The sequence below is a fragment of the Methylobacterium fujisawaense genome, from assembly GCF_039619325.1.
GTDB lineage: Bacteria > Pseudomonadota > Alphaproteobacteria > Rhizobiales > Beijerinckiaceae > Methylobacterium > Methylobacterium fujisawaense.
The window spans coordinates 3,109,720-3,133,776 of the sequence record NZ_CP155000.1; the positions used below are offsets into that span (position 1 = coordinate 3,109,720).

The 24,057-nt window shown below is 71.4% G+C and carries 24 protein-coding genes; 10 read left to right on the forward strand and 14 right to left on the reverse strand.

All coding sequences use genetic code 11. The features are described 5' to 3' along the window. Nucleotides 1-24: 24 nt before the first annotated feature. Nucleotides 25-336 carry a hypothetical protein gene (locus ABC766_RS14795; RefSeq protein ID WP_345822550.1) on the reverse strand — a complete coding sequence of 104 codons (312 nt, stop codon included), beginning with the start codon at nucleotides 334-336 and terminating at the stop codon, nucleotides 25-27. A 519-nt stretch (nucleotides 337-855) separates the two neighbouring features. On the opposite strand from ABC766_RS14795, the gene ABC766_RS14800 reads away from it, so the two are divergent. Continuing rightward, the gene (locus ABC766_RS14800) at nucleotides 856-1,104 is read left to right on the forward strand and encodes a hypothetical protein (protein WP_345822552.1); all 249 of its coding nucleotides are present in this window, start codon (nucleotides 856-858) and stop codon (nucleotides 1,102-1,104) included. Between the two features lie 126 nt (nucleotides 1,105-1,230). After that, nucleotides 1,231-1,449, forward strand: coding sequence for a hypothetical protein (locus ABC766_RS14805; protein ID WP_342144291.1), 219 nt, complete (start codon nucleotides 1,231-1,233; stop codon nucleotides 1,447-1,449). A 588-nt stretch (nucleotides 1,450-2,037) separates the two neighbouring features. Here the strand turns inward: ABC766_RS14805 and hpxZ are convergent. From hpxZ to ABC766_RS14835, 6 genes are read right to left on the reverse strand one after another with little or no spacing between them, the layout of a single operon-like run. After that, nucleotides 2,038-2,436, reverse strand: a complete 399-nt coding sequence (gene hpxZ, locus ABC766_RS14810) for an oxalurate catabolism protein HpxZ (RefSeq protein ID WP_279901376.1) — start codon at nucleotides 2,434-2,436, stop codon at nucleotides 2,038-2,040. Then, entirely contained in the window at nucleotides 2,437-3,618 is a 1,182-nt protein-coding gene (locus ABC766_RS14815; RefSeq protein ID WP_342144294.1) for an amidase, read from the reverse strand. It abuts the gene before it with no gap. After that, the gene (locus tag ABC766_RS14820; protein WP_043385410.1) at nucleotides 3,615-5,231 is read right to left on the reverse strand and encodes an ABC transporter ATP-binding protein; all 1,617 of its coding nucleotides are present in this window, start codon (nucleotides 5,229-5,231) and stop codon (nucleotides 3,615-3,617) included. The genes ABC766_RS14815 and ABC766_RS14820 overlap by 4 nt, the downstream gene beginning before the upstream one ends. After that, nucleotides 5,228-6,055: an ABC transporter permease gene (locus ABC766_RS14825; RefSeq protein WP_345822554.1), complete on the reverse strand. Its 828-nt coding sequence runs from the start codon at nucleotides 6,053-6,055 to the stop codon at nucleotides 5,228-5,230. The genes ABC766_RS14820 and ABC766_RS14825 overlap by 4 nt, the downstream gene beginning before the upstream one ends. Nucleotides 6,056-6,057: 2 nt before the next feature. Next, nucleotides 6,058-7,029, reverse strand: coding sequence for an ABC transporter permease (locus ABC766_RS14830; RefSeq protein WP_043755366.1), 972 nt, complete (start codon nucleotides 7,027-7,029; stop codon nucleotides 6,058-6,060). Between the two features lie 4 nt (nucleotides 7,030-7,033). Next, on the reverse strand, nucleotides 7,034-8,653 hold the full coding sequence (locus ABC766_RS14835; RefSeq protein WP_342144298.1) for an ABC transporter substrate-binding protein: 1,620 nt from the start codon (nucleotides 8,651-8,653) through the stop codon (nucleotides 7,034-7,036). A gap of 207 nt (nucleotides 8,654-8,860) precedes the next feature. Between ABC766_RS14835 and ABC766_RS14840 the strand changes: the two genes are divergently transcribed. Then, nucleotides 8,861-9,082: a fatty acid desaturase gene (locus tag ABC766_RS14840; RefSeq protein ID WP_287090624.1), complete on the forward strand. Its 222-nt coding sequence runs from the start codon at nucleotides 8,861-8,863 to the stop codon at nucleotides 9,080-9,082. Next, nucleotides 9,079-10,113 carry an alpha/beta fold hydrolase gene (locus ABC766_RS14845; RefSeq protein WP_342144301.1) on the forward strand — a complete coding sequence of 345 codons (1,035 nt, stop codon included), beginning with the start codon at nucleotides 9,079-9,081 and terminating at the stop codon, nucleotides 10,111-10,113. The genes ABC766_RS14840 and ABC766_RS14845 overlap by 4 nt, the downstream gene beginning before the upstream one ends. Nucleotides 10,114-10,160: 47 nt before the next feature. On the opposite strand, the gene ABC766_RS14850 is transcribed toward ABC766_RS14845, so the two are convergent. Beyond that, nucleotides 10,161-11,057, reverse strand: a complete 897-nt coding sequence (locus ABC766_RS14850) for a LysR family transcriptional regulator (protein ID WP_342144302.1) — start codon at nucleotides 11,055-11,057, stop codon at nucleotides 10,161-10,163. Between the two features lie 118 nt (nucleotides 11,058-11,175). Between ABC766_RS14850 and ABC766_RS14855 the strand changes: the two genes are divergently transcribed. The 6 genes from ABC766_RS14855 (at nucleotide 11,176) to ABC766_RS14880 (ending at nucleotide 17,114) form a co-directional block, all read left to right on the forward strand. Continuing rightward, the gene (locus ABC766_RS14855; protein ID WP_342144304.1) at nucleotides 11,176-12,126 is read left to right on the forward strand and encodes an NrtA/SsuA/CpmA family ABC transporter substrate-binding protein; all 951 of its coding nucleotides are present in this window, start codon (nucleotides 11,176-11,178) and stop codon (nucleotides 12,124-12,126) included. Beyond that, nucleotides 12,123-12,992, forward strand: coding sequence for an ABC transporter permease (locus tag ABC766_RS14860; RefSeq protein ID WP_345822556.1), 870 nt, complete (start codon nucleotides 12,123-12,125; stop codon nucleotides 12,990-12,992). The genes ABC766_RS14855 and ABC766_RS14860 overlap by 4 nt, the downstream gene beginning before the upstream one ends. Beyond that, entirely contained in the window at nucleotides 12,985-13,767 is a 783-nt protein-coding gene (locus tag ABC766_RS14865) for an ABC transporter ATP-binding protein (protein WP_345822558.1), read from the forward strand. Before ABC766_RS14860 ends, ABC766_RS14865 begins: the two co-directional genes overlap by 8 nt. After that, nucleotides 13,767-14,681, forward strand: coding sequence for a polysaccharide deacetylase family protein (locus ABC766_RS14870; protein WP_345822559.1), 915 nt, complete (start codon nucleotides 13,767-13,769; stop codon nucleotides 14,679-14,681). Before ABC766_RS14865 ends, ABC766_RS14870 begins: the two co-directional genes overlap by 1 nt. A gap of 21 nt (nucleotides 14,682-14,702) precedes the next feature. Continuing rightward, nucleotides 14,703-16,508: an allophanate hydrolase gene (atzF, locus tag ABC766_RS14875; RefSeq protein ID WP_345822560.1), complete on the forward strand. Its 1,806-nt coding sequence runs from the start codon at nucleotides 14,703-14,705 to the stop codon at nucleotides 16,506-16,508. A 252-nt stretch (nucleotides 16,509-16,760) separates the two neighbouring features. After that, nucleotides 16,761-17,114 (forward strand): transposase, encoded by a 354-nt coding sequence (locus ABC766_RS14880; RefSeq protein WP_345822561.1) that lies wholly within the window; start codon nucleotides 16,761-16,763, stop codon nucleotides 17,112-17,114. Between the two features lie 156 nt (nucleotides 17,115-17,270). On the opposite strand, the gene ABC766_RS14885 is transcribed toward ABC766_RS14880, so the two are convergent. The 6 genes from ABC766_RS14885 to ABC766_RS14910 are packed head-to-tail and all read right to left on the reverse strand — an operon-like array spanning nucleotide 17,271 to nucleotide 23,617. Further along, on the reverse strand, nucleotides 17,271-18,230 hold the full coding sequence (locus tag ABC766_RS14885; protein WP_043385385.1) for an acetamidase/formamidase family protein: 960 nt from the start codon (nucleotides 18,228-18,230) through the stop codon (nucleotides 17,271-17,273). A gap of 19 nt (nucleotides 18,231-18,249) precedes the next feature. Continuing rightward, nucleotides 18,250-18,963: an urea ABC transporter ATP-binding subunit UrtE gene (gene urtE, locus ABC766_RS14890; RefSeq protein ID WP_345822562.1), complete on the reverse strand. Its 714-nt coding sequence runs from the start codon at nucleotides 18,961-18,963 to the stop codon at nucleotides 18,250-18,252. Further along, a complete protein-coding gene (locus ABC766_RS14895; RefSeq protein WP_345822563.1) occupies nucleotides 18,960-19,670 on the reverse strand; it encodes an ATP-binding cassette domain-containing protein in 711 nt (236 codons plus the stop codon). The genes urtE and ABC766_RS14895 overlap by 4 nt, the downstream gene beginning before the upstream one ends. Next, nucleotides 19,667-20,767 carry an urea ABC transporter permease subunit UrtC gene (urtC, locus tag ABC766_RS14900; RefSeq protein ID WP_345822564.1) on the reverse strand — a complete coding sequence of 367 codons (1,101 nt, stop codon included), beginning with the start codon at nucleotides 20,765-20,767 and terminating at the stop codon, nucleotides 19,667-19,669. The genes ABC766_RS14895 and urtC overlap by 4 nt, the downstream gene beginning before the upstream one ends. Further along, nucleotides 20,764-22,383 carry an urea ABC transporter permease subunit UrtB gene (gene urtB, locus ABC766_RS14905; protein ID WP_345822565.1) on the reverse strand — a complete coding sequence of 540 codons (1,620 nt, stop codon included), beginning with the start codon at nucleotides 22,381-22,383 and terminating at the stop codon, nucleotides 20,764-20,766. Before urtB ends, urtC begins: the two co-directional genes overlap by 4 nt. Further along, nucleotides 22,376-23,617, reverse strand: coding sequence for a transporter substrate-binding protein (locus tag ABC766_RS14910; protein ID WP_345822566.1), 1,242 nt, complete (start codon nucleotides 23,615-23,617; stop codon nucleotides 22,376-22,378). The genes urtB and ABC766_RS14910 overlap by 8 nt, the downstream gene beginning before the upstream one ends. Nucleotides 23,618-24,057: the final 440 nt, after the last annotated feature.

Consider the following 24,057-nt stretch of genomic DNA (forward strand, 5'->3'; position numbering starts at 1 on the left):
CGCGGATGCGCCGGCCGGAACCGTTCAGCACGCCTCGCAGGCGCCCCCCTCCCCCGGGAGCCTGCGGTCGTTGCGGCGATCCCGCGGGTCCCGATGCCGCCTCTGCGTGCCCGGTTCGACGCCCGGCGGAGGATCGCTCACATCGAGGGGAGGCGTGGTGATCGCCTCGCGCTCGAGGCGGTTGAGCTGCGCCTCGCTGGGGATGGCGATGCCACCCTGCGCGAGGCGGATCTGCGCTTCCCCGCGGGTGGCCCCACCCGCGACTCCGCCGGTAAGGGCGAGCATCAGGAGGGCGGCCCCGCCTCGTGAAAACGGTGAAAACGGTGAAAACGCCATGGCGACCTCCTCGGCAGCCGCTGAACGGACGATACTCCGCTCACATAGCCCGTCTCGGCGGGCGCTCCTTGACCGAACCGGACAGGGACTGCGCTCACCGCGCGACGCGCGCCGTATTCGGCGATGTGTCCTGGGAGGCGACCCACGAAGTTCCGCGCGCCGAACGCCCGACCTGATGGGGAGCTCCATCCGAAGACCGGGCGACAGGATCCCAACCGAGGCACGGATCGGACGACCGGCGACCGTGACGAATGTCACCGGAACCGCCCGGTGCAGGCGCCCGATCTGAGGCGGCGCAAGCTGTTCGACGATGTGCGGTAGAACATCATCCGACGACGGACAGATCCCACGGCCACCGCGAGCGACAGCGCGTCCTATCCGGCGGGCCGCTTCCGCGCCCTGGTCGACACCTTCGCGGTCGAATGCGCCCACGCGCGGGATCGCCAGGACGAGGCCCGGCGCCATCAGGCGAACGAGTCCCGGCGTCAGGAGGAAGACAGGCGGCGACGGCAGGAGGAGATGGATCGGCAATGGGCGGACGTCCGACGTCAGCGGGAGCAGGACGAGCAGCGCCGTGCGGAGGTGGAGCGGCGCCAGCGTGAGCTGCGGCAGCGCACCACGGTCGGCAGCGCCGCCGGCTGGACGCTGAACTACTCGACCAACCTGCTCGAGATTCCACCGCGCGCCAACGACCTGTTCGATCCGCAGAAGCAGACCTATACGACGATCTGGCACTCGCGGCAGCACGGCGAGCAGGTGGTGATGTAGGTGCAGGTTAGCCCGAACGAGCGTTGCGGGAGCGCGCAACAGTTCACCACGGAGCAGATCCGGCCGCGACGGGGCCAGATCTGCCGCACGCAGGAGGTCAATACATCGCCGGTTCGCGCCGGGTTCGTGCTCGAAGGCCGCGGCACGGCTGTCGCTCAAGGCAGTTTCGACGACAGAAGCTTCTACGATTTCGCGACGATCCGGCGCGACGACCGCAGCACGATCACGAATATCGGGGGGCGTTTCCCGGCCGAGTTCAGCGATCTGTACCGTGCCGAACTGCTTCGCATGATGAACTCGATGCAGCTGCCCGGCCGGGACGTCTTCAACAATCGCTGCGGCTGAGATCGATGTGCCGCCCGACAAGCCGGAAGCAGGACAGATCGACCATACGCGCTCCCTTGCTCGCCCTCAATGCATGGGTCCACGCCGGCCTGATCGCGTCGATGGCGGTCCCGAGTTCACCCGCTCTGGCTGATGCCACTCAGAAGTGTCGGTCCGGGAGCCCGGAGATGCGCGTCAGCGGATGCAGCCGCCTCCTGGCCGAAGCCCGGACACCACGGCAGCGCGCGATCGCACTCGATGGGCGTTGCCGGGCGAACATCGACCGGGGTGCGTTTGCGGATGCCCTGGCGGATTGCAACAGCGCCATCCGGGCGGACGATCAGTACCCCTACGCCTTCCGCAATCGCGGGGTCGCCTATGCCGGCCTGCAGAACCCGACCGCCGCGATCACCGACTTTAACCGGGACTGCTGCAAAAGCGGACGGCCTCCTGCCAAAACGTCTCAGCCGTTCAGCTCGTCGGCGCAATCGTCCAGAGGCGGACGCCTGCGTCCTGCTCACACGTTCATCGACTGGCTGGCGGCAGAGACGCGCCGAGCGGCTGACCGAACCCAGATGTGTCCGGTCCTCCGCGCCCGGCGATCCTGCGTCACGTCCCGATCGGCAGGATGGACACGTGGGCGGACACCACCTTCCATCCGAGACCGGGCAAGCGCATCCAGGTCTGGCTCTGACGCCCGATGCCGGCCTTGCCGCGCGGCTTGAACTCCAGATTGACGGTGGCGAAGTCGCTCCCGAGCGTCAGGATCTCCAGCCGGATCCGTGCCTCCTTGGTGCCGCCCGGCGGCGGATCGGCCGCCACGCGGGCAGCGTGGATTTCGGCGAATCCGTAGCAGTTCTCGGCCAGCGCATAGCGGATCGTGTGCGGACTGTCCCAGAAGGTCGCGTCGAGGACGGCGACATCCTTCTCGATGAGCGCCTGCTCGTAGCGCTCGAACAATGCCGCGATCTCGGCCACGATCTCCGGGCGGTTCACCGTCACGTCCATTCAACCCTCCAGGGCGACCGCCAGGCGGATCAGATCGAGGTCGGTCCCGCGCGCCCCGAGGATCGACAGGCCGACCGGCGCGCCATCGACGTGGGCGCCCGGCAGATTGACCTGCGGGACGCCGGTGAGGCCGCCGTGGCTCGTCAGGCAGGCGATCCGCTCGCGCAGCGGATGCAGCGCGCCGAGCGGCAGCCCGCGCAGCGGCGCCGGGAACGGTGTGGTCGGGAGGCACAGGATCGTGCCGGGGGGCAGGAGCCGCGCGAGGCGGGCCCTTGCCTCGATCCGCATCAAACTCGCGGCGCTGCGCTCGGCATCGGTCATCATCGAGCCCTGGATCAGCGAGCGGGCCACCGAGAAGGCCATGCGGGGGTTGCAGGCATCGAGCCAGGGCTCGAAGGTCTGCCACGCCTCGCTGCTCTGCAGGACGCGCTGCGCCCGCTGCCACACGGACAGGCCCTGCGGCGCGAGCGTCACGTCGCGGCGATTGCCGATGAGGGCGGCCAGACGGTCGATCTGCGGGGCCAGCGCCTCCTGCACGGCGGCGTCCGCGAAGCCGAGCGCGTCGGCGGCCACGAGCAGCGTGTGGGGCAGACGGTCCGGCATGCCTTGGCCGAACAGGACCTCGCCGACCCGCGCGAAGGTCGCCGCGTCCCGGGCGAACCAGCCGCAGGTGTCCGAACTCGGCGCCTGGACGCAGATCCCGGAAAAGTCGATGCGGCCGTGCGTCGGCCGGATGCCGTAGAGCCCGCAGAAGCTCGCCGGCACGCGCACGGAGCCGCCGGTATCGGTGCCCAGGGCGAAGTCGCAGGCGCCCGCAGCCACCGCGGAGGCCGAGCCGCTGGACGAGCCGCCGGGCACCCGGTCCGGCGCCGCGGGATTGAGCGGCGTGCCGTCGTGGGCGTTCTCGCCGAGGATTCCCAGGGAGACCTCGTCGGTCACCGTCTTGCCGACGGCCGAGGCGCCCGCATCGAGCAGCCTCTGCACCACGCCGGCATGGCGGGTCGGCGTCGGGTAGACCCGCGGCCAGTCCGGGTTGCCGCCCGCCGTGGGGCTGTCCGCGACGTCGATCAGATCCTTGACGGCGAAGGTGAGGCCGGCGAGCGGCCCCGTCGCGGATCCGGCGACGCGGACGCGCGGCCCGGGCAGGAACGGGTCCGTCGAGAGGGGCTGCGCGGTCGTCATGCGGGGATCGGGTCCTGCCATTGGGCGCCGGGCACCGCGGCGAACAGCGCCTTCGTGTAGGGGTGCTTCGGCGCGAAGAAGATCTCGGACGTCGGCGCGACCTCGACCACCTGACCGGACCGCATCACGGCGATCCGGTCGCAGACCTGCAGCGCGACCCGGAGGTCGTGGGTCACGAACAGCATGCTGAGATGGAGCCGCGCCTTGATGTCGGCGAGCAGCGCCAGGACCTGCGCCTGGACGGAGACGTCCAGGGCCGAGACCGGCTCGTCGGCCACCAGGATCTCGGGCTTCATGGCGAGCGCCCGGGCGATGCCGATCCGCTGGCGCTGGCCGCCGCTGAACTCGTGCGGGTAGCGCTGCGCCGCCGCGGGGTCGAGGCCGACCAGCGCCAGCATCTCGCATGCCTGGACCCGCGCGATGCCGGGTTCGGTGCCGTGGATGATCGGCCCCTCGGCGACGATGTCGACCACGCGCTGGCGCGGATCGAGGGATCCGTAGGGATCCTGGAACACCATCTGCACGCGCCGACGGTGCGGACGCATCTGGCGGCGACTCAGTTCGGCGACGCTGTGCCCGGCAAGCAGGATCTCCCCGCCGTCGACGGGCATCAGGCGGGTGAGTGCCCGCGCCAGCGTGCTCTTGCCGGAGCCGCTCTCGCCGACGAGGCCCAGGGTCTCGCCCCGCCGCAGCAGGACGTCCACGCCGTCGAGGGCCCGGGTGACGCGGCCCCCGAACAGGCCGCGGGCGCCGTAGGTCTTCTCGACCCCCCTGGCCTCCACCACCAGGGGGGCGGTGCTGGCGGCGCGCCGCGGCGGCGGCACGAGCTTCGGCACGGCGGCGATGAGGGCGCGCGTGTAGGGATGCTTCGGGGCGCCGAGGACCGAGGCCGCGGGCCCCTGCTCGACCAGGACGCCCTTCTGCAGCACCGCGACCGTGTCGGCGATGTCGGCCACGACGCCGAAATCGTGCGTGATGAACAGGACGCTCGTGCCGTGCTCGCGCTGCAGGTCGCGGATCAGGGAGAGGATCTGCGCCTGCGTGGTGACGTCGAGCGCCGTGGTCGGCTCGTCGGCGATGAGCAGCCGCGGGTTCAACGCCAGCGCCATGGCGATCATCGCCCGTTGCCGCTGGCCGCCCGAGAGCTGGTGCGGGTAGGAGCGCAGCAGCCGGGCCGGATCCGGGAGGTGGACGCTTTCGAGCAGCGCGAGGATGCGCGCCCGGCGGTCCGCGCGCCCGAGCGGCGTGTGGATGCGCAGGACCTCGTCGATCTGCCGCCCGATCGTGTGGAGCGGGTTCAGGGCCGTCATGGGCTCCTGGAAGATCATCGCGATGCGCGCGCCCCGGACTTTGCGCATCTGACGCGGGGTGATCGCGGCGAGATCCGCGCCCTCGAACAGGATGCGGCCACCCCTGACGCGCACGCGCGGGCCCGGGAGCAGCCCGAGGATCGCGCGGGCCACCATCGACTTGCCCGATCCGCTCTCGCCGATCAGGCAGGTGACCGCACCGGGCCGCAGGACGAGATCCAGATCGGTGACGGCATTGGGCCGGTCCGCGCCGGGCGGCAGCGTAATCGTAAGCGTCTCGATCTCGAGGACGGCGTCGCTCATCGCTCTCGAAGCCTCGGGTTCAGGACCTCGTTCAGGCCATCCCCGACGAGGTTGATGGCGAGGACGGTCAGCAGGATCGCCAGCCCGGGGAAGGTACAGATCCACCACGCCGACCGGAGGACCGCGCGGCCCGAGCTGATGATCAGGCCCCAGCTCATCACGTTCGGATCGCCGAGGCCCAGGAAGGCGAGCCCCGCCTCGATCAGGATCGCCGTGCCGATCAGGAGCGTGCCGACCGCGATGATCGCCGCGGTGCAGTTCGGCAGCATGTGGCGGAAGACGATGCGGGCGTCGCCCGCCCCCAGGCCGTCGCAGGCCAGCACGAACTCGCGGCCGCCGAGCGCCACGAACTCCCCGCGCACGAGCCGGGCGATGCCGGGCCAGGAGACGGCCACGATCGCCACGACCTCGCTGGAGAGCGACGGCGACAGGATCGCCACGATCAGGATCGCCAGCACGAAGGCGGGGATCGTCTGGAAGAACTCCGTGAGCCGCATCAGCGCGACCTCGACGCCGCCCCGGTAATAGCCGGCGAGCCCGCCGATCAGGGTCCCGAGGAGGATTGCCGCCCCGGTCGCGCTGAGGCCGATGATCAGGGAGGTGCGGGCGCCGTACGCGATCTCGGCGGCCACGTCCCGGCCCAGCGTGTCGGTCCCGAGCAGAAACCGGCCGCCCGGCGGCTGGAGGGCGGGGCCGACGAGCCCGAACGGATCGCCCGGATAGAGGAGCGGCGTGAGCGCCACGAGGACGACCAGCCCGAGGAGCACCGCCGCGCCCGCGAGCGCGAGGCGGTTCCGGGCGAACCGCGCCAGAGCCGTACGCATCGCTAGAGCTCCAGCCGCGGATCGAGGCAGACGTAGACGAGGTCCACGGCGAGGTTGATCACCACCACGAGGCAGGCCGAGACGAAGAAGATGCCGAGGAGCAGGTTGAGGTCGCGCGACTGGAGCGCGTTGAAGGCCAGCGTGCCGACCCCCGGCCAGCCGAACACCGTCTCGACCACGATCGAGCCGCCGATCAGGTTGCCGGCCTGCACGCCCGCCATGGTGACCACCGGCAGCAGCGCGTTGCGCAGGACGTGCCCGGTCATCACCCGCGCCTCGGTCTGCCCCTTGGCGCGGGCGGTGGTGACGTAGTCCATGCCGACCTGTTCCAGCACGGAGGCGCGCATCACCCGGGCGTAGACCGCGAGGTAGAACAGCGCGAGCGCCACCGCCGGCATGACGAGGTGGCGGCCGACGTCCCAGACCTCGTCCCAGCCCTCGTTGTCGGCGCCGACCGTGTCGTAACCGCTGGTGGGCAGCCAGCCGAGACGGATCGCGAAGACCACGATCATCATCAGTCCGAGCCAGAACCCCGGCGTCGCGTAGGCCACGAGGCTGACCAGGGAGATGACCGCGTCGCGCCAGCTGTTGCGCCCGGTCGCGGCCACGAGGCCGAGGAGCGTGCCGATCAGCAACGCGGCCGCGAAGGCGGTGAGCATCAGGAGCCCGGTGGGCCAGAGCCGGTCGACGATCAGGCTTCCCACCGGGCTGTCGTTGCGGAACGAGTAGCCGAGATCGAGGTGGAGCATGTTGAGCAGATAGACGCCGAACTGCGTGGCAAGCGGCTGGTCGAGCCCGAACTTGTGGCGCAGCTGCTCCATGTATTCGGGGCTCGCCGCGCCGCTCTCGCCCGCCAGCACGGAGGCCGCGTCGCCGGGCGCGAGGTGGATCAGGAAGAAGTTGAGCACGACGATGCCGAGCACCACCGGGATCGCCAGCAGCAGCCGGTAACCGAGGAACCGCGCGAGCCGCACGGGACTACGTGTCCATCCAGGCCCGTTCGAAGGCTTGCTGGGTTCCGAGGGGGCCGGTCGTGTGGTCCTTGAGGCGCCGGTTGAAGACGCTGACGTACTGCACGTCGATGAGCCAGATCATCGGGCTGTCCTCCGCCAGGATCTGCTGGACTTTCTTGTAGAGCGCGGCGCGCTTCTCGGTATCCGGCTCGCGCGCGCCCTCGCCGAGCATGCGATCGACCTCGGGATTGCTGTAGAAGGTGTCGTTGACGAAGGTCACGCCCTTGCGGATCTGGCTGGTGAGGAACTGCTTGTTCAGCCCGTAGACCGGGTCGACGCCCTGGCTGAGGAACGGCTCGTTCAGGTCGTAATCGTAGTTGGTGTAGACGCGCCGCAGCCAGGTCGCGGTGTCCTCGGAGCGCAGCGTCACGGCGATGCCCACGACGGCCAGCGCCTGCTTCAAATATTCGGCCTGCCGCAGCCACTGCTCGCCGAAGGAGTTCACCTCCAGGTGCAGGGCGAAGCGGGTCCCGTCCGCGCCGCGCGGGGCGCCGGCCTGGTCGAGCAGCTTATTGGCGATGTCCAGCCGGTCCGGCACGTCGTACTGGCGCACGTCGTCGGTGTAGAGGCCGGCGGTCTTGAACTTGCGGCTGAGCGGGCCGGTGGCGGGCAGGCCGTAGCCGAACATCACGTCCTTGAGGATGACCTTGCGGTCGATGGCGTAGGCGATCGCCTGGCGCACGTCCTTCTTCTGGAGATGCGGGTGACGGCCGTTCAGCTCCAGGACGCTCTGGGCCGGCGTCATCTCGTAGCCCTTGGTCGTCAGATCGAGGATCGGGTTGGTCTTCATCCGCGCGAGGTCGGCGTAGTTCACCGCGCTGTACCCGGCGAAATGCGCCTCCCCCGCCTCCATGGCGGCCGAGCGCGTGGCCGCATCCGGGATGAACCGGGCGACGATCCGGTTGAGATACGGCAGGCCGGGCTTCCAGTAATGCTCGTTGCGGTCCAGGCGCACGAATTGGCCGCGTTCCCAGCTCGTGAACTTGAACGGACCGGTGCCGATCGGCTTGTTGGCGCTGGGGTTCTGCAGGACATCCGTGCCCTCGAACACCGAGCGGCACAGGATCGGCAGGTCCCGCCCGGACAGCGCCTTCATGATGTAGGGCGCCGGATTGGCGAGCCGCAGGATCGCGGTCATCGGGTCCGGCGTGTCGACGGCCACCAGCTCCGCGAGCATGACCGGTGCGATCGGATTGTACTTCTTCAGGATCTCCATGAAGGAGTACTGCACGTCGGCGCTGGTGAACGGCTTGCCGTTGTGGAAGGTCACGCCGTCCTGGAGCTTGAACGTGATGGTCTTGCCGTCGGGCGCGACCTCCCACGACTTCGCGAGGTTCGGCTGCGGGTTCTGGTCCCAGTCGTAGGTGCAGAGCCCCTCGTAGACCTGCGTGGCGATCGGCGGGATGTTGCCCGCCGACACCGCGTAATGGGCCAGGGTCGAGGGCTCGGGATGGACGATCATCACCAACGTGCCCCCGCGTCTCGGCTCGGCGGCGCGCGCGCCGCTCGCGGCCGCTGCGAGGCCGAGGGGAAGCGCCAGAACGGTGCGGCGGGAGAGATCGGTCACGTCGGACGTGCGGGACAAGCCAGAGGACTCCTGAAGCGTCCAGCCCGTTCGCAACACGCGTGCCAAGCAGGTTTCGGACCGACCGATCCATTACATCGCCGGGATGGGGAAATATTTTTCCGACACAAATTATTACACCGAAGTACGCAGTAGATCTTCCGTGTATCTCAGTCCGACACCGGGCGCGCCGAAGGCCGGCCCGACCTGGAGCGGGCGGCCGGCACGATGGACGACAACGGCCCGACCCACACGCGCACGACCTTGACCAACGGCCTCATGCGGCGCCTCATGTGGGCCATGCCCGTCCACACCGAGCACCACCTCTATCCGTCGATCCCGTTCCACCGCCTGCCGGACGCCCATACCGCGATGCGCGCGCGGCCCGGCGTGCCGCAGCGGGGCGACAACCGCTGGCAGGTCGGCTTCGTGCGGACGCTGCGCCCGTGAGCGGCTGGGCGACGGCCACCGGAACCTTCGAACTCGGCGACCTGACGCTTCAGTCGGGGGCGGTGCTGCCGGGCGCGCAGCTGCGCTGGAAGACGCACGGCACCCTGTCGCCCGGGCGCGACAACGTCGTGCTCTACCCGACGAGCTACGGAGCCCAGCATCCGGACCTCGAATGGCTGATCGGCCCCGACGGGGTGCTGGATCCCAACCGCTGGTTCATCGTCATCCCCGACATGTTCGGCAACGGGCTGTCGTCGAGCCCGTCGAACACCCCGGACTGGCCCGCCCTCGTCACCGCCTGGGACAACGTCCACGCGCAGCGCCGCCTGCTCGCCGAGATGTCGGGGATCGAGCGCCTGCACGCCGTCTACGGCTGGTCCATGGGGGCCCAGCAGGCCTATCACTGGGCCGCCCTGTTCCCCGACCGCGTGGCCCGCGCGGTGATCAATTGCGGCAGCGCCCGCACCGCCACCCACAACCGCGTGTTCCTGAAGGGCCTCATGGCGGTGCTGGAGGCGGCGCCGGAGCATGGCGGCGGGGGCCGCTTCTCGGCCGAGCCGGCCGCCGCCCTCCGGGCCTTCGGGCGCATCTATGCGGGCTGGGCGCTCAGCCAGGACTTCTACCGGGCGGACCTCCACCGCACCGCGCTCGGCGCCCCGGACCTCGACAGCTTCCTGCGCACCGACTGGGAGGAACGCTTCGCCCGCCGCCCTGCGGCCGATCTCTACGCGCAGCTCTGCACCTGGGAGGCGGGCGACATCAGCCGCGACCCGCGCTACGGCGGCGATCTCACCCGGGCGCTCAACGCGATCACCGCCCGGCTGCTGCTGATGCCGGGCGAGACCGATCTCTACTTCCGCGTCGCCGACAACGCCGCCGAACTGCCGCATCTGCGCGACGCCGTCCTGCAGCCGATCCCGAGCATCTGGGGCCACCGCGCCGGCAACCCGTCGATCAACCCGGCCGATGCCGCCTTTCTCCGCGACACCGTGCGGGGCTTCCTCGCCACGGCCGAAGCGGGCGCGTCCTGATCGGGTGCGGAGAACGGTGACGCGCCGGCCTCAGGGCGTGCGCCGCATCAGACCGCTTCCCGGTTGAGCCGAACCACAAGCTGATCGGCGAACTTCGCCGCCGCGACGGAGAGCGATCGCCCGCGCAACTGCGCGAGGACCAGCGTCATCGGCGTCAGGTCGCGGAGATCGATCGGGCGGCTGTGCAGCCGCGGATCCTGGGGGATGCCGCTCGGGATCTGCAGGCTGATGAGATCCTCCCGCAGGACGAGGTTGCGGAGGAATTCGAGCGAGCCCGACTCGACGACCGGCCGGAGCTCGACCCCGCGCCGGGCCAGGGCGTGCTCGATGTGATGGCGGATGGCGAGCGAGTGGTCGGGCAGGGCCAGGGCATGGCCGAGGCAGTCGCGCAGCCGGACCGGCCCGGTCTCCGACGCCAGCGGATGCCCCGTGCGCATCAGCGCGCAGAGGATCTGGTGTCCGGAGAAGAGCGGATGCAGCTCCGCCGAAGGCGGCGGTTGCAGGATCAGGGCGAGATCGGCCTCGAACGCCGCCAGGGCCGTCACGGCCTGCGCGTGATCGCGGACCTGGACCATGAAGCCGACCTGGGGGAACCGGGCCCGGTAGGCCTCGACCTCCTCGGGCACCACCTGCGTGACGAAGGCTTGGCTGCAGGCGAGCGACACGTGACCGCGGCGCACCCCCGACAGATCGGCGATCTGCGACCTCACCCGGTCGAGATCCGCCACCTGGTCGCGGATGTGCCGCGCGAAGAGCTCGCCGGCCGCGTTGAGCCGCATCCCCTGCGGCAGGCGCTCGAAGATCGGCGTGCCGAGCTCGTATTCCAGATCCTGGATCTGCCGCGTCAGGGCCGAGGGCGTCAGGTTCAGCCGCTCCGCGGCGCGCCGGATCGAGCCGGCACGCGCGACCTCGGCGACGTAGGTGACGGTGCGCAGGTGCTTCACGCCGGCATCGTGCGCCCCCGTTGCCGAGAATGCAACGACACGCTCAGAAAATAGCACTTCCTTGCAACAGGGAGCGCACCTAGCGTCACGGCGATAGCGACCCTGCAGGAGCCGTTCGATGATCCGCCGCCGCACCCTCCTGGCCGGTCTCGGGGCCGGCTTCGCCCTCGGTCCCCTGTCGCGGGCCCGCGCCGCGGGCACGCCGGTCACGATCCGGATGGGCTCGCTCAAGCTGATCCACTCGATCGCGCCGAGCTTCTACGAGCGCTTCACCCCCGCGGGCGTGACCGTGGAGGTGGTGCCCTTCGAGAGCCCCACCGAGTGCAAGAACGCCGTGGTCACCAAGTCGGTGGATTTCGGCACCTTCGGCATCGCCGCCGCGACGCTGGGCGCCGCCGCCGGTGAGCCACTCGTGGTGATCGCCTCCACCTGCAACCGCGGGATGGCGGTGATCGCCAAGAAGGGCTCCGACATCCACGCCATCAAGGACCTGCGCGGCAAGCGCGTCGCGATCTGGCCCGGCAGCACCCAGGAGGTCTTCGTCCTGGAGCGGATGCGCATGGAGGGCCTCTCGGTGAAGGACATCACCCCCGTGCGCGTCTCCTTCTCGGAGATGCATATCGCGCTCGCCCGCGGCGACGTCGACGCCTATGTCGGCGCCGAGCCGGGGCCCGGCGTCAGCCTCGCCTCGGACGTCGGCCAGCTCGTCGAGTACCCCTACGGCACCGAGATGGGCGCGCTGAACATGGTGTTCGGCGCCCACCGCGACACGCTGGCGGAGCGGCCGGACCTCGTCCGGACCATGCTGGAGATCCATCGCAAGGCGACGGATTTCGCGGCGGGCGACCGCGACGCGATGATCGCCATGGCGGTGGCCAAGCTCGGGCAGAAGCGCGAGGCGCTGGAACTCTCGGCCCCGAACGTCGAGCTGACCTGGCGCCTCGGGCCGAACGAGGTCCGGCAGGCCGACGCCTACGCGCAGCACATGCTGGCGCTCAAGCAGATCAAGCGGCTGCCGGAGCCCGGCTTCATCGACACCCGCTTCGTCGACGCGCTGGGGCGGGCGTGAGCACCGGCATCGAGGCCGGCGCCCTGCCGGCAGCGGCGCCGGTGACGCCGGCCCCGGCCCGCGGGGCCGGCCGGGCCGGGGCCGGGCTCGCCCACCTGCGCCGCTTGGCCCTCGCCTGCGTGGTGCCGGCCGCGCTCGTCGCGGTCTGGCAGGTCACCACCGCGGGCCGGCCCTACAGCCTGATCCCGCCGCCCGCGGAGGTCTGGGCCGAAATGCGGGACCTCGCGGTCGGGGGCGTCAACGACGACGCGTTCAGCGGCACGCTCTGGACCCATCTCGCGGCGTCGCTGAGCCGGGTCTACGGCGGCTTCGCGCTGGCGGCCGCCGCCGCCCTGCCGCTCGGCCTGCTGATCGGCCGCGTGCCCCTGATTCGGGCGCTGCTGGACCCCGTCCTGCAGGTGCTGCGGCCCGTCCCGGTCACCGCGTGGCTGCCGCTGGCGATGATCCTGTTCGGCCTCGGGCCGCGCTCGGCTTTCTTCCTCGTGTTCCTCGGGGCATTCTACCCGATCCTGGTCAACACCGTGTTCGGGGTCCGCTCGGTGGAGCCGCGCCTGTTCGAGGCGGCCGCGATGCTGGGCTGCACCGGGCCGGCGCAGTTCGTCCGGGTGGTGCTGCCGGCGGCGCTGCCGTCGATCTTCACCGGCCTGCGGCTCGGCCTCGGCTTCGCCTGGGTGGTGATCGTGGTCGGCGAGATGACCGGGGTCCAGACCGGCCTTGGCGCGATCATCATGGAAGCGCGCCAGCTGTCGCGCACCGAGATCGTGATCTGCGGCATGGCGGTGATCGGGGTCGCGGGCTTCGTGTCCGACTGGCTGGTCATGCAGCTCGGCCGCCGGCTGCTCGCCTGGAGCCCCAATCATGGCTGATCCGACGATCCCGATCCTCGACATGCGGGCGGTCTCCAAGACCTACGCGGCCGGCGGGCGCCGCACGGAGGCCCTGCGCGAGGCGAACCTCACCGTGGGACGCGGCGAGTTCGTCTGCCTGCTCGGCGCCTCGGGCTGCGGGAAGTCGACGCTGCTGCGGGTCGCCGCCGGCTTCGAGGGCCCGACCGCCGGGGAGGCCCTGATGTGGGGCAAGCCGATCGCCGGGCCGGGGCCGAGCCGCGGCATGGTCTTCCAGGATTACGGCCTGTTCCCGTGGCTCACCGTGCGGGACAATATCGGCTTCGGCCCGAAGGCCCGCGGGCGGCCCGCCGCCGAGGTGCGCGACACCGCCGAGCGCTACATCGCCCTGGTCGGCCTCCAGGCCTTCGCCGACGCCTACCCGCACCAGCTCTCGGGCGGGATGAAGCAGCGGGTCGCCATCGCGCGGGTGCTCGCCAACGAGGCCGAGGTCGTGCTGATGGACGAGCCCTTCGGGGCGCTCGACGCCATGACCCGCGAGCGGCTGCAGGACGAGCTGCTCGACCTCTGGTCGCGGACGGGGCTGACGATCCTGTTCGTCACTCACGCCATTGAAGAGGCGATTTTTCTCGCCGACCGCATCGTGATGATGTCGCCCGGCCCCGGCCGGATCGAGGCGATCCATCCGGTCGAGCTGCCGCGGCGGCGCGACGTGTCGAGCCCGGCCTTCAACGACCTGCGCCGGATGCTCGCGGCCCAGCTCCACAGCCACCACGCCCCGCGGGCCGCCGCCTGATGGACACCGCCCCCGACGATCCCCGCCGGCCCGAGAACCGGCTCGCCTACCGCGCCGCCGTGGACCGGCCGCGCCTGACCCTGCCCGGGGGCAAGCACGTCGCCGTCTGGCCGGTGGTCAATGTCGAGCACTGGCTCATCGACCATCCGATGCCGCGCCAGATCCTGGTGCCGCCGACCGCCGCGAGCCTGCTCCCGGACATCCCGAACTGGGCGTGGCACGAGTACGGGATGCGGGTCGGCTTCTGGCGCTTCCTCGAGGCTTTTTCCAGCCGCGGCATCCGCCCGACCCTGTCGATCAACGGCTCGGTCTGCACGGCCTATCCCCGCATCGCCGAGGCCGCCCATGCGGCCGGCTGGGAGTTCATGGCCCACGGCTTCCATCAGGTTCCGATTCACCGGGTCGAGGACCAGCCGGAGATGATTTCTCGCACCATCGCGGCGATCACCGCGACCACGGGGCGTCCGCCGCGCGGCTGGCTGGGGCCGGGCCTCACCGAAACCCTCGACACGCCCGACCACCTGCACGCGGCCGGCGTCGACTATGTCGGGGACTTCGTGGTCGACGATCGGCCCTGTCGGGTGGCGACGCGCACGGGGCCCCTCGTGGCGCTGCCCTACTCGGTGGAGCTGAACGACATCCCGCTGCTCGCCATCCAACACCACCGGGCCGACGAGTTCGTGGAGCGGGCGCTCGCCAACCTCGACCGCCTCGCCGCCGAGGCGGCGGGTCCCGGTCCCCTCGGCGGCGCCAAGGTGATGGGCTTCGCGATCCACCCCTACATCACCGGCGTCCCGCACCGGATCGGCCTGCTGGAGCGGCTGCTCGACGCGATCCTGGTGCGCAGCGACGCGGTGTTCATGCAGGGGGGCGAGATCCTCGACTGGTACCGCGCCACCGGCGACGAATCCTGAGCAGCGACCCGAGGAACCGCCGTGCCGCCCTTCCCGACGATCCCGCTCCTGCACGCGGCCTACGCCGACGGCCGCGACCCGCGCACCGTCGTGGCCGAGGCCTACCGCCGGCTCGCCGCGGTTGACGACCCCGGCATCTTCCTGGCCCTGGTGCCGGAGGCCGAGGCGCTGGCGCAGGCGGCCGCGCTCCCGCCCTTCGACCCTGTGTCGAGGCCGCTCTGGGGCGTGCCCTTCGCCGTCAAGGACAACATCGACGTGGCCGGCCTGCCGACCACCGCGGCCTGCCCGGACTTCGCCTACACCCCGACCGAGACCGCGCCCGCCGTGGCCCGATTACAGGCGGCCGGGGCGATCCTGATCGGCAAGACAAACCTCGACCAGTTCGCCACCGGCCTCGTCGGCCTGCGCACGCCCGACCTGGTCCCGCGCAACGCCATCGATCCGGCCTACGTGCCGGGGGGCTCCAGCAGCGGCTCGGCCGTCGCGGTCGCCCACGGAATCGTGACCTTCGCCCTCGGGACCGACACGGCGGGCTCGGGGCGTGTGCCGGCGGCGCTCAACAACGTCGTCGGTCTGAAACCCTCCCTGGGGTCAATCTCCAGCCGCGGCATGCTGCCGGCCTGCCGGACCCTCGATACGCTCTCCGTGTTCGCCGGCACCGTCGCCGACGCCGACGCCGCCTTCCGGGTCATGCTGGGCTTCGACAGCGCCGATCCCTGGTCGCGGGCCTTGCCGGTGCCGCCCGCACCGGCCGGCCTTCCACCCGGCCTGCGGCTGGGCCTTCCCGATGCGGCGAGCCTCCGTTTCGGCGGCGACGGCCACTCGGAGGCGGCCTTCGCGGCGACGATTGCCGATCTGGAGACCCTCGTCGGGGCGGCGCTGCCGGTCGATTTCGCGCCGATGTTCGCCGTAGCGGCCCTGCTCTACGACGGGCCCTGGGTCGCCGAGCGCTACGCGGCGATCCGGCCGATCATGGAGACGCGCCCCGAGATCCTGCACCCGACGACGCGGGCGGTGATCGCCGCCGCCGGGCGCTACAACGCCGCCGACGCCTTCGCGGGTCTCTACAGCTTGGCGGAACTGCGACGGCACGCGGACGCGGTCTGGGACCGGGTCGACGTGCTCGCCGTGCCGACCTATCCGCGTCCCCAGACCTGCGCGGCGGTGGCCACCGACCCGATCGGCCCGAACAGCGAGCTCGGCACCTACACCAACTTCGTCAACCTGCTCGACTGGTGCGCCCTCGCGGTCCCGGGGCGGCCCCGCGCCGACGGCTTTCCTTCGGGGATCACCCTGCTCGCGCCGCGTGGCTCCGATGGGCTCCTCGCCGCCCTGGGCGCCCGCCTGCACGCGGCTGCGGCCGGCCGGATCGGCGCGGGGGAGACGCCCGTGCCGGCCGTGGCGCCGGGTCCGGCCCGCGGATGGCCCGGCGAGATCGAACTGGCGGTCGTCGGGGCGCATCTGTCGGGCCTGCCGCTGAACCGCGAACTCGCCGCGCACGGCGCCCGGTATCTGCGGACGGTGGCGACCCGACCGGAGTACCGCCTCTACGCCCTGCCCGGCGGACCGCCGCATCGTCCCGGACTGCTCCGGGTGGCCGAGGGCGACGGCGGCGCGATCGAGACGGAGGTCTGGGCCCTGCCGCCCGCCGCCTTCGGGGCCTTCGTGGCGGCCATCCCGGAACCGCTCGGGATCGGCACCCTGCGGCTCGCCGACGGGACCGCGCCGAAGGGCTTCCTGGTGGAGACGGCGGGCGTCGCGGGGGCCGCCGACATCACGCAGTTCGGCGGCTGGCGCCGCTACCTTGCCAGCCGCGCCGCGGCATAGCTGATTGGGCGATGCCAAAATCCTTTCCGATGCGGTCGCAGCGCCGATCCACGCGCGCCTAACAAGTCCCCGCAGACCCAAGCGCACGGAGTCCGCAGAACCGAGCGCCGGTTACGCGAATCGGCGGCCGCCGGCCCGGATCGCGGGCTTCGCGGCACGAAAGCGCCGCGGTCGGCCCGTCGCGGCCGGTCCGCTTCTTGCTGATCCTCCGCCCGAAGAGTGCCCCGAGGCTGCCGAACCGGGAGACCCTGCATGCGTCGATCCCTGCACACGGACGAGGAGATCGCCTTCCTGCTGGACGAGGCCGCGCGGGGCATACCGATCGCCGCGATCTGCGCCAGCGCCCATATCTCGCTCGGCACCTTCTACCGCTGGCGAAGACGCCTCGGCGGCCTGAAGCCCGCCGGTGTGGCCCGGCTCGATCAGGTCGAGCGGGAGAATGCCGGCCTCCGGGCGGAGGTGCTGCGGCTTCGGGCAGCCCTGCTCGTCCAGCCGGGGCGCGGGGCACCGGCCACGACGGAGCGCGCGAGCTTGAGCCAGCCGCCGCACCATCGCGGCGCCCAAGCCTGTGTCGGCCGGTTCGCCTTCGGACGCAGCGCGAACTGAGGCGGTCTCCATCTGCAGGAATCGGCTGATGCTGCCTCCCCGTCATCGCGAGCGCAGCGAACCGACCCAGGGCAGCGGGACCGTTGAACGTAGCGCTGCCGGATTGCTTCGCTGCGCTCGCAAAAACGGAGGAGGCAGCATCAGCCGAGAATGCGCTCAGGCGGCCCCGGACGTCGACGCGAGGGCAGTCTTGGGCATCAGCATGTGCACGCCCTTGTTGCCGTCGACCGTCTGGGTGATCCGCAGGTTCCCGGCGAGCGAGCACAGCATGTAGGCCTGGTTGCGGGTGAGGCTGGTGCGTGCGCAGACGAGGCGCACCATCTCGCGCACGGCTTGGCGCATCGCCTCGTCGAGGCTCTCGTGCAGGCCGATCGACATCAGGTCGGTGGGCGTCTCGGCGAAGGGCCACGCGCCCGGGAGATCCTTGCGCACGGTGAGGCGGAACGTGCCGGTCAGCCCGGTCTCCAGGGCAGTGATGCAGACCTCGCCGTCGCCCTGCACGCCGTGGCCGTCGCCCGCGTAGAATCCGCCGCCGGGGTTGAACACCGGCAGGTAGAGGGTCGTGCCGACCTTCAGTTCCTTGTTGTCCATGTTGCCGCCGAAGGCACGGGGCACCGGGCTGCCGACCCGGCCCCAGGCGGGGGGCGGGGCGGTACCCATGATGCCGAAGAACGGGTCGAGGGGCAGCTCCGTGCCCCAGGGCAGGCGGCAGAGGCCGCGGGCGGTGTCGATGTCGGCGTGGACGGTCTCGTACTCGGTGAACTCGTCCGGCAGGGTGCCGAGGAGCGGCAGGATCGCCACGAAGCCCCAGTCGAGGCGGAACTTCAGGTCGAGGATGTCGACCTGCAGCATGTCGCCCGGCTCGGCGCCCTCCACGTGGACGGGGCCGGTGACGAAGTGCGGGCCGGGGCCCCGCTCCAGGGTGTCGAGGGCGTGGAGCAGGTCGGCCGGCACCCGGGCGGGGTCGGGGTGGAGCGACTCGCGCCCGCCCGCCGGATGCGAGTGCAGGGTGACGGTGTCGCCCGATTTCACGGTCAGCACGGGCGGCAGCGCGGCGTCGAAATAGCCGAGCACCATGGTCTCGGGCGTCGCGGGGATCTCGTGATGGGTCGACACGGCGGCTCCTGTGCGGATGTCAGACGGCGATGTGACGGGTGAGGGCTTCGGGGTTCAGCACCTTCGGATCGCCGCGCTCGACGACGCTGCCGCGGGACAAGACCACCACGGAATCGGCGACCCGGAGGGCGAAATCGAGATACTGCTCCACGAGCAGCACGGTGATCCGGCCTTTGAGCCCGGCGATCACCGTCTCGATCGCGGCGACGATCGAGGGCTGGATGCCCTCGGTCGGCTCGTCGAGGAGGAGCGCCCGGGGTCGGGTGGCGAGCGCCCGGGCGATGGCGAGCTGCTGCTGCTGGCCGCCCGAGAGGTTGCCGCCCGGACGGTGCCAGAGGCCGCGCAGCGCCGGGAACAGGCCGACCGCCTCGTCAATTGCGTCGGCCCGCTCCAGCCCGTGGGCCCGGGCCGCCACCCGCAGATTCTCGGCGACGGTCAGGTCGGGAAAGATCTCGCGCCCCTGCGGCACGTAGGCGAGGCCCGAGCGGGCGCGCCGGTCGGGCGACAGGCGCGTCAGCTCGGTCCCGTCGAGGGCGATCCGGCCGCGGCTTTCCGGGATCAAGCCGGTGAGGCAGCGCAGCAGCGTGGTCTTGCCGGCGCCGTTGCGGCCGAGCACGGCGAGGCAGGCGCCCGGCTCGACCGTGAGGGCGATGCCGCGCAGCACCTGCGCGCTGCCGTAATGCTGGTCGAGCCCCTCGACGGCGAGGCGGGCGGGCTGGGATGCGGGCGTCATCGGCCGAGGAACACCTCGATCACCCGGGCGTCTTGGCGGGCGCCTGCCATGCTGCCCTCGTAGAGGGTCCGGCCCTCGTGCAGCACCGTCACCCGGTCGGCGATGGCCTCGACGAAGCCCATGTCGTGCTCGATCACCAGGATCGCCCGGTCCGGCCGGCGCAGGCTCCGGATCAGCGCGGCGGTCTGGGCGGTCTCGGCGTCGGAGAGCCCGGCCACGGGCTCGTCGAGCAGGAGCAGCGCCGGCTCGGCAGCGAGCACCATGCCGATCTCCAGCCACTGCTTCTCGCCGTGGGCGAGGCGGCCGGCCGGCACCTCGGCGCGGGGTCCGAGGCCGATCTCGCCGAGGACGGAGGCGATGCGGGCGGGCCGCTCGCGGGCGGGGAGCGCGGGCCCGCAGCCGATCTCCAGGTTCTCGCGCACGGTGAGCGCGGGGAAGACGCTGGGCTTCTGGAACTTGCGCCGCACGCCGGCCTTCGCGATCTCGGCCTCGGAGCGCTTGGTCAGGTCGATCCGGTCGCCGAGCATCACGCGGCCGGAGACCGGCTTGGTGATCCCTGAGATCACGTCGAGCAGGGTGGTCTTGCCGGCGCCGTTCGGGCCGATCACGGCCCGCACCTCGCCGGGATCGACCGCGAGCGAGACGGCATCGAGGGCCGTGAAGCGACCGAAGGCGACCGTCAGGGCGTCGATGGTGAGGGCGGTCATCGGGCGCCCCGCAGCCAGGTCGGGCGCGGGCGCCAGCCCACGAGGTCGAGGAGGCCGTTCGGCAGGACCAGCACCACGACGAGCACCAGCCCGGACAGGATGAAGGGCCACGCCTCCGGCATCGCGGCGCTCAGCCAGAACTTCAGGCCGTTGACCAGGATCGCGCCGATCACCGCGCCGCCAAGCCGTCCCAGCCCGCCGATCGCCACCCAGACGGCGATCTCGATGGACAGGTCCGGCGCCAGCACCCGGGGGTTGATGATGCCGACCTGCGGCACGTACAGGATGCCGGCGAGCGCCGCGATCATGGCCGAGAGGCACCAGATCCCGAGCTTGAGCCGGGTGGTGCTGTAGCCCAGCGTGCGCAGGCGGGTCTCGTCGTCGCGGCAGGCGAGCATCCGCCGCCCGATCGCGCTGCCGACAAGGAGCCGCGCGCCGGCCAGCACCGCCGCCAGCGTCAGGAGGGCGGCGACGGCGAGCCCCGTGACGACGCCGGGGGAGCCCATCGGCCAGCCGAACAGCAGCGGGAAGCCGGTCATGCCGTTGTTGCCGCCGAGCCCGGTATCGTTGCGGTACATCAGCAGCATCGCGACGTAGACGAGCGCTTGGCTGATGATCGAGAAGTAGACGCCGTTGACCCGCGAGCGGAACGAGGCCAGCCCGAACACGAAGGCGACGAGGCCGGCGAGCGCCAGGGCGAGGACGAAGGCGTAGGCCGCGTGGTCGAGGCCCGTCCAGTAGGCCGGCAGGCTCTTCCAGCCCATGAACTGCACGAAGTCCGGCAGCACGCCGGTCACGGCCACGCCGTGGGCCAGCAGGTGCATGGCGCAGACATAGCCGCCGATGGCGAAGAACAGCCCGTGCCCCAGGCTGAGGATCCCGAGATAGCCCCAGACCAGATCCAGCGACACGGCGAGGATCGCGAAGGCGGCGAGCTGACCCACCGCGTTGACGAGATACGGGGCGGGCGGTGCCACGAAGAGCCCGACCGCGGCCGCGAGGCAGAGCCCGACGAGGCCGGCGACCAGGGGATCGCGCACGGCGCGGCGTCCCGGTCCGGCGGGGGCGGCGAGGGCGGTCTGCACGGCGCCGCTCATCGCCGCCGTCGCACGGCGAACAGCCCCTCGGGCCGGCGCTGCAGGAACAGGATGATGCCGACGAGCACGATCACCTTGGCGGCGACCGCGCCGGAGATCGGCTCGATCAGCACGTTGGCGCCGCCGACGCCGAGGGCCGCCACCAGGGTCCCGACGAGGCTGCCGACGCCGCCCAGCACCACGACCATGAAGCTGTCGACGATGAAGCCCGAGCCCATGCCGGGATTGACGCTGTAGATCGGGCAGAGCGCCACCCCGGCAAGCCCGGCCAGGCCCGAGCCGAGCCCGAAGGCGAGCCGGTCGACCCGGCGGGTCGGCAGGCCGAGGCAGGCGGCCATGTCGCGGTTCTGGGTCACGGCGCGGATGTCGAGGCCCAGCGGGGTGCGGCGCAGGATCACGAGCGTCAGGACCAGCGTCGCGGCCGCGAAGGCGATGGCGAACAGCCGGTTCCAGGTCATGACGAAGTCGGCGTAGAGGGGCACGCCGCCGCTGACATAGGCCGGCATGACGAATTGCAGGTTCTGGGTGCCGACCGTCACGCGCACGAGGTTCACCAGGAACAGGCTCACCGCCCAGGTGGCCAGCAGGCTCATGAGCGGCCGCCGGTAGAGGTGGCGCAGGATCAGCGCCTCGACCCCGATGCCCACCAGGGCGACCGCCCCGAAGGCGACCGGGATGGCGGCGAGCAGGTAGAGGTCGAGCAGGCCGGGGGCGAGGCGGCGGAAGGCCTCCTGCACGCCGTAGGTGGCGTAGGCGCCGAGCATGATGAATTCGCCCTGGGCGAGGTTGATCACGCCCATCAGCCCGAAGATGATCGCGAGCCCGGCCGCCGCCATGAACAGGATGCTGGCGAAGCTCAGGCCGTTATAGACGACCGCGAGCCCGTCGCCGATCGCCACCGCGCGGGAGACCTGCGCGAGGCCGGCATCGAGGGCCGCCCGGAAGGCCGGATCGGCGGCGTAGGCCGGATCGCTCTTGAGCGCCGCGAGGCGCGCCTCAGCGGCCCCGGACGGGCTCGCGGCCACGGCGGCGATCGCCGCCCGGCGCCGGGCCGGATCGGGCGACGACAGGGCGGCGGCCTGGGCGAGACCGGCGATCGTCCCCTTCAGGCCGGTATCCGTCTCCGCGTCCCGCGCCCGGTCGAGGACCGAAGCCGGAACGGTGGCGATGCGCCGTTCCAGGATCGCGAGACCGGCGGCGCGGGCGGCCGGATCCGGGCCGGTCAGCAGGGCGACGGTGCCGCGCGCGGTCTCGACGGCGGCGCGCTGGCGCAGGCCGAGGATCGGCGCGCGCGCCTCGGCGGCCGGACGCGGCGCGCCGCTGACCGCATCGCGCCCGTCAGATGCGCCCGGGCGGTCGAGCAGGAGTGCGCCCTCCGCCGGGCAGGCGAGACGGCGCTCGGCCAGCGCGCCGAGGAGCCCGCCGGCATAGGCGAGGTCGTCGGCCGCCAGATCGCCGCCGGCTTGCACGAGACCCTCGGCCGCGCGGACCTGCGCGGCGCCGTCCCCGCACAGACCCGCCGCGAAGGCCGCCCGGTCGATTGGCGCGGCGCAGGCAGGAACCGCCAGCAGCGCCAGACAGCAGAGGGCCAAGAGCGCGCGGAGCCGATCAGCCATAGGGGCTGAACGGGACCGGCTTCGGAGCGTTCGGGGATTGCCAGAGGACGTCGAAGCCGCGCTTCTCGTTGACCGAGCCGATGAACACGCCGCGGGAGACGTAGTTGTTCTCCCCCGTCATGGTCAGCGTGTAGCCCGACGGGTCGTCGAAGCTGAGGCCCGCGAAGGCCTTGCGCACCTCCGGCACCGCGAAGGAGCCGGCCTTGGCGGCGGCCAGCGCCCAGAGGTTGACGCTGTCATAGGCCGAGACCATCGGGTCGATCACCGTTTCGGCGCTGAACGGGACGTTCTTGGCCTTCACGTAGGCGGCCCAGTCGGCGAGGAACTTTTGGTTGCGCTCGCCCTTGGCGGCCTGGAGATAGGCCCAGCAGTTCAGGTGGCCGACGAGCTTGGCGGTATCGAGCCCCTCGAGATCCGCCTCCACCATGTCGAGGCCGAGGATCGGCACGTCGGTGGCGCTGATGCCCTGGTTGGCGAATTCGCGCAGGAAGTCGGGGATCGAGGAGCCCACGACGGTGAGCACCACGATCGCCTGGCCGCCCGGCTGGCTGGCGAAGCTGCGGACCTGGTTCACCAGCGTCTGGAAGTTCGAGAAGCCGAACGGCACGTATTCCTCGCGCCACGCGCTCTCGGGGATGCCCTTGCTGGTCCAGTAGCCCTTGAGCTGCTTGTTGATCGTGCGCGGCCAGACGTAGTCCGAGCCGATCATGAAGAAGCGCTTCGCCCCGACCCCGTCCGGGCCCATCAGGTAATCCACCGCCGGCAGCACGGAGCTCGCGGGCGGCGAGTTCACGTAGACGACGGCCTTGGAATTCTCGTCGCCCTCGAAGTGCAGCGGGTAGAACAGCAGCCCGTCATTCTGCTCGACCACCGGCAGCACCGACTTGCGCGACACGGAGGTCCAGCAGCCGAACAGGGCCGCGACCTTCTCCTGCTGGAGCATCTGCCGGCCGACCTGGGCGTAGAGCGGCCAGTCGGAGGCGGGATCGGAGGTCAGCACCTCGATCTGGCGGCCGTTGACGCCGCCGCGCCCGTTGATCGCGTCGGCGGCCATGCGGACCACGTGGTTCAGCCGGCCCTCGAGATTGGCCATCGTGCCCGAGGACGAGAACAGGCAGCCGAGCTTGACGGTGTCGGCCGCGAAGGCCGGGCGGATGAGGGCCGGGGCTGCGAGCAGCGCCGCCGTGCCCGAGAGGCCTGTGCCCAAGACGCCGCGTCGCGTGAGATGCGTCATCGACCCCGAAGCTCCCATGGATGGATCTGGCGATTGTCGGCCGAGGTCCGGAGGACGGGAAGGTCAAAGAGGCTGCAGGCCGGCATGGGCCTTGCGCATATTGGCAGCATTTGTGCGCGCTGCGGGCGGTCCTGTGCCGAGAACGTCAAAATTCTCGTATCGGGTGCCGAACTGGTGTCGCCGGTAGTGCGTCGACGGGATGCCTGCATCCAGCGACCGCATCAATCGGAAGCCGTGTCCGACCGCGCGCGGACGGACGAGCCGGTCGGGGCGCACTCGCCGGACGCGGCGCGGACCGGCGGGCGTGCCGGCGAAGCCGTGGGCTGCCGGGTGGCCGGATCTCCGCGACCGCCGTGACCCTGTCGCGACCTCACCGACGCCGGCACGAAAGTGGCAGGATGGCGCCGTCGCGGTCCGCCCCGGGCCCGCGCACCGGGAGC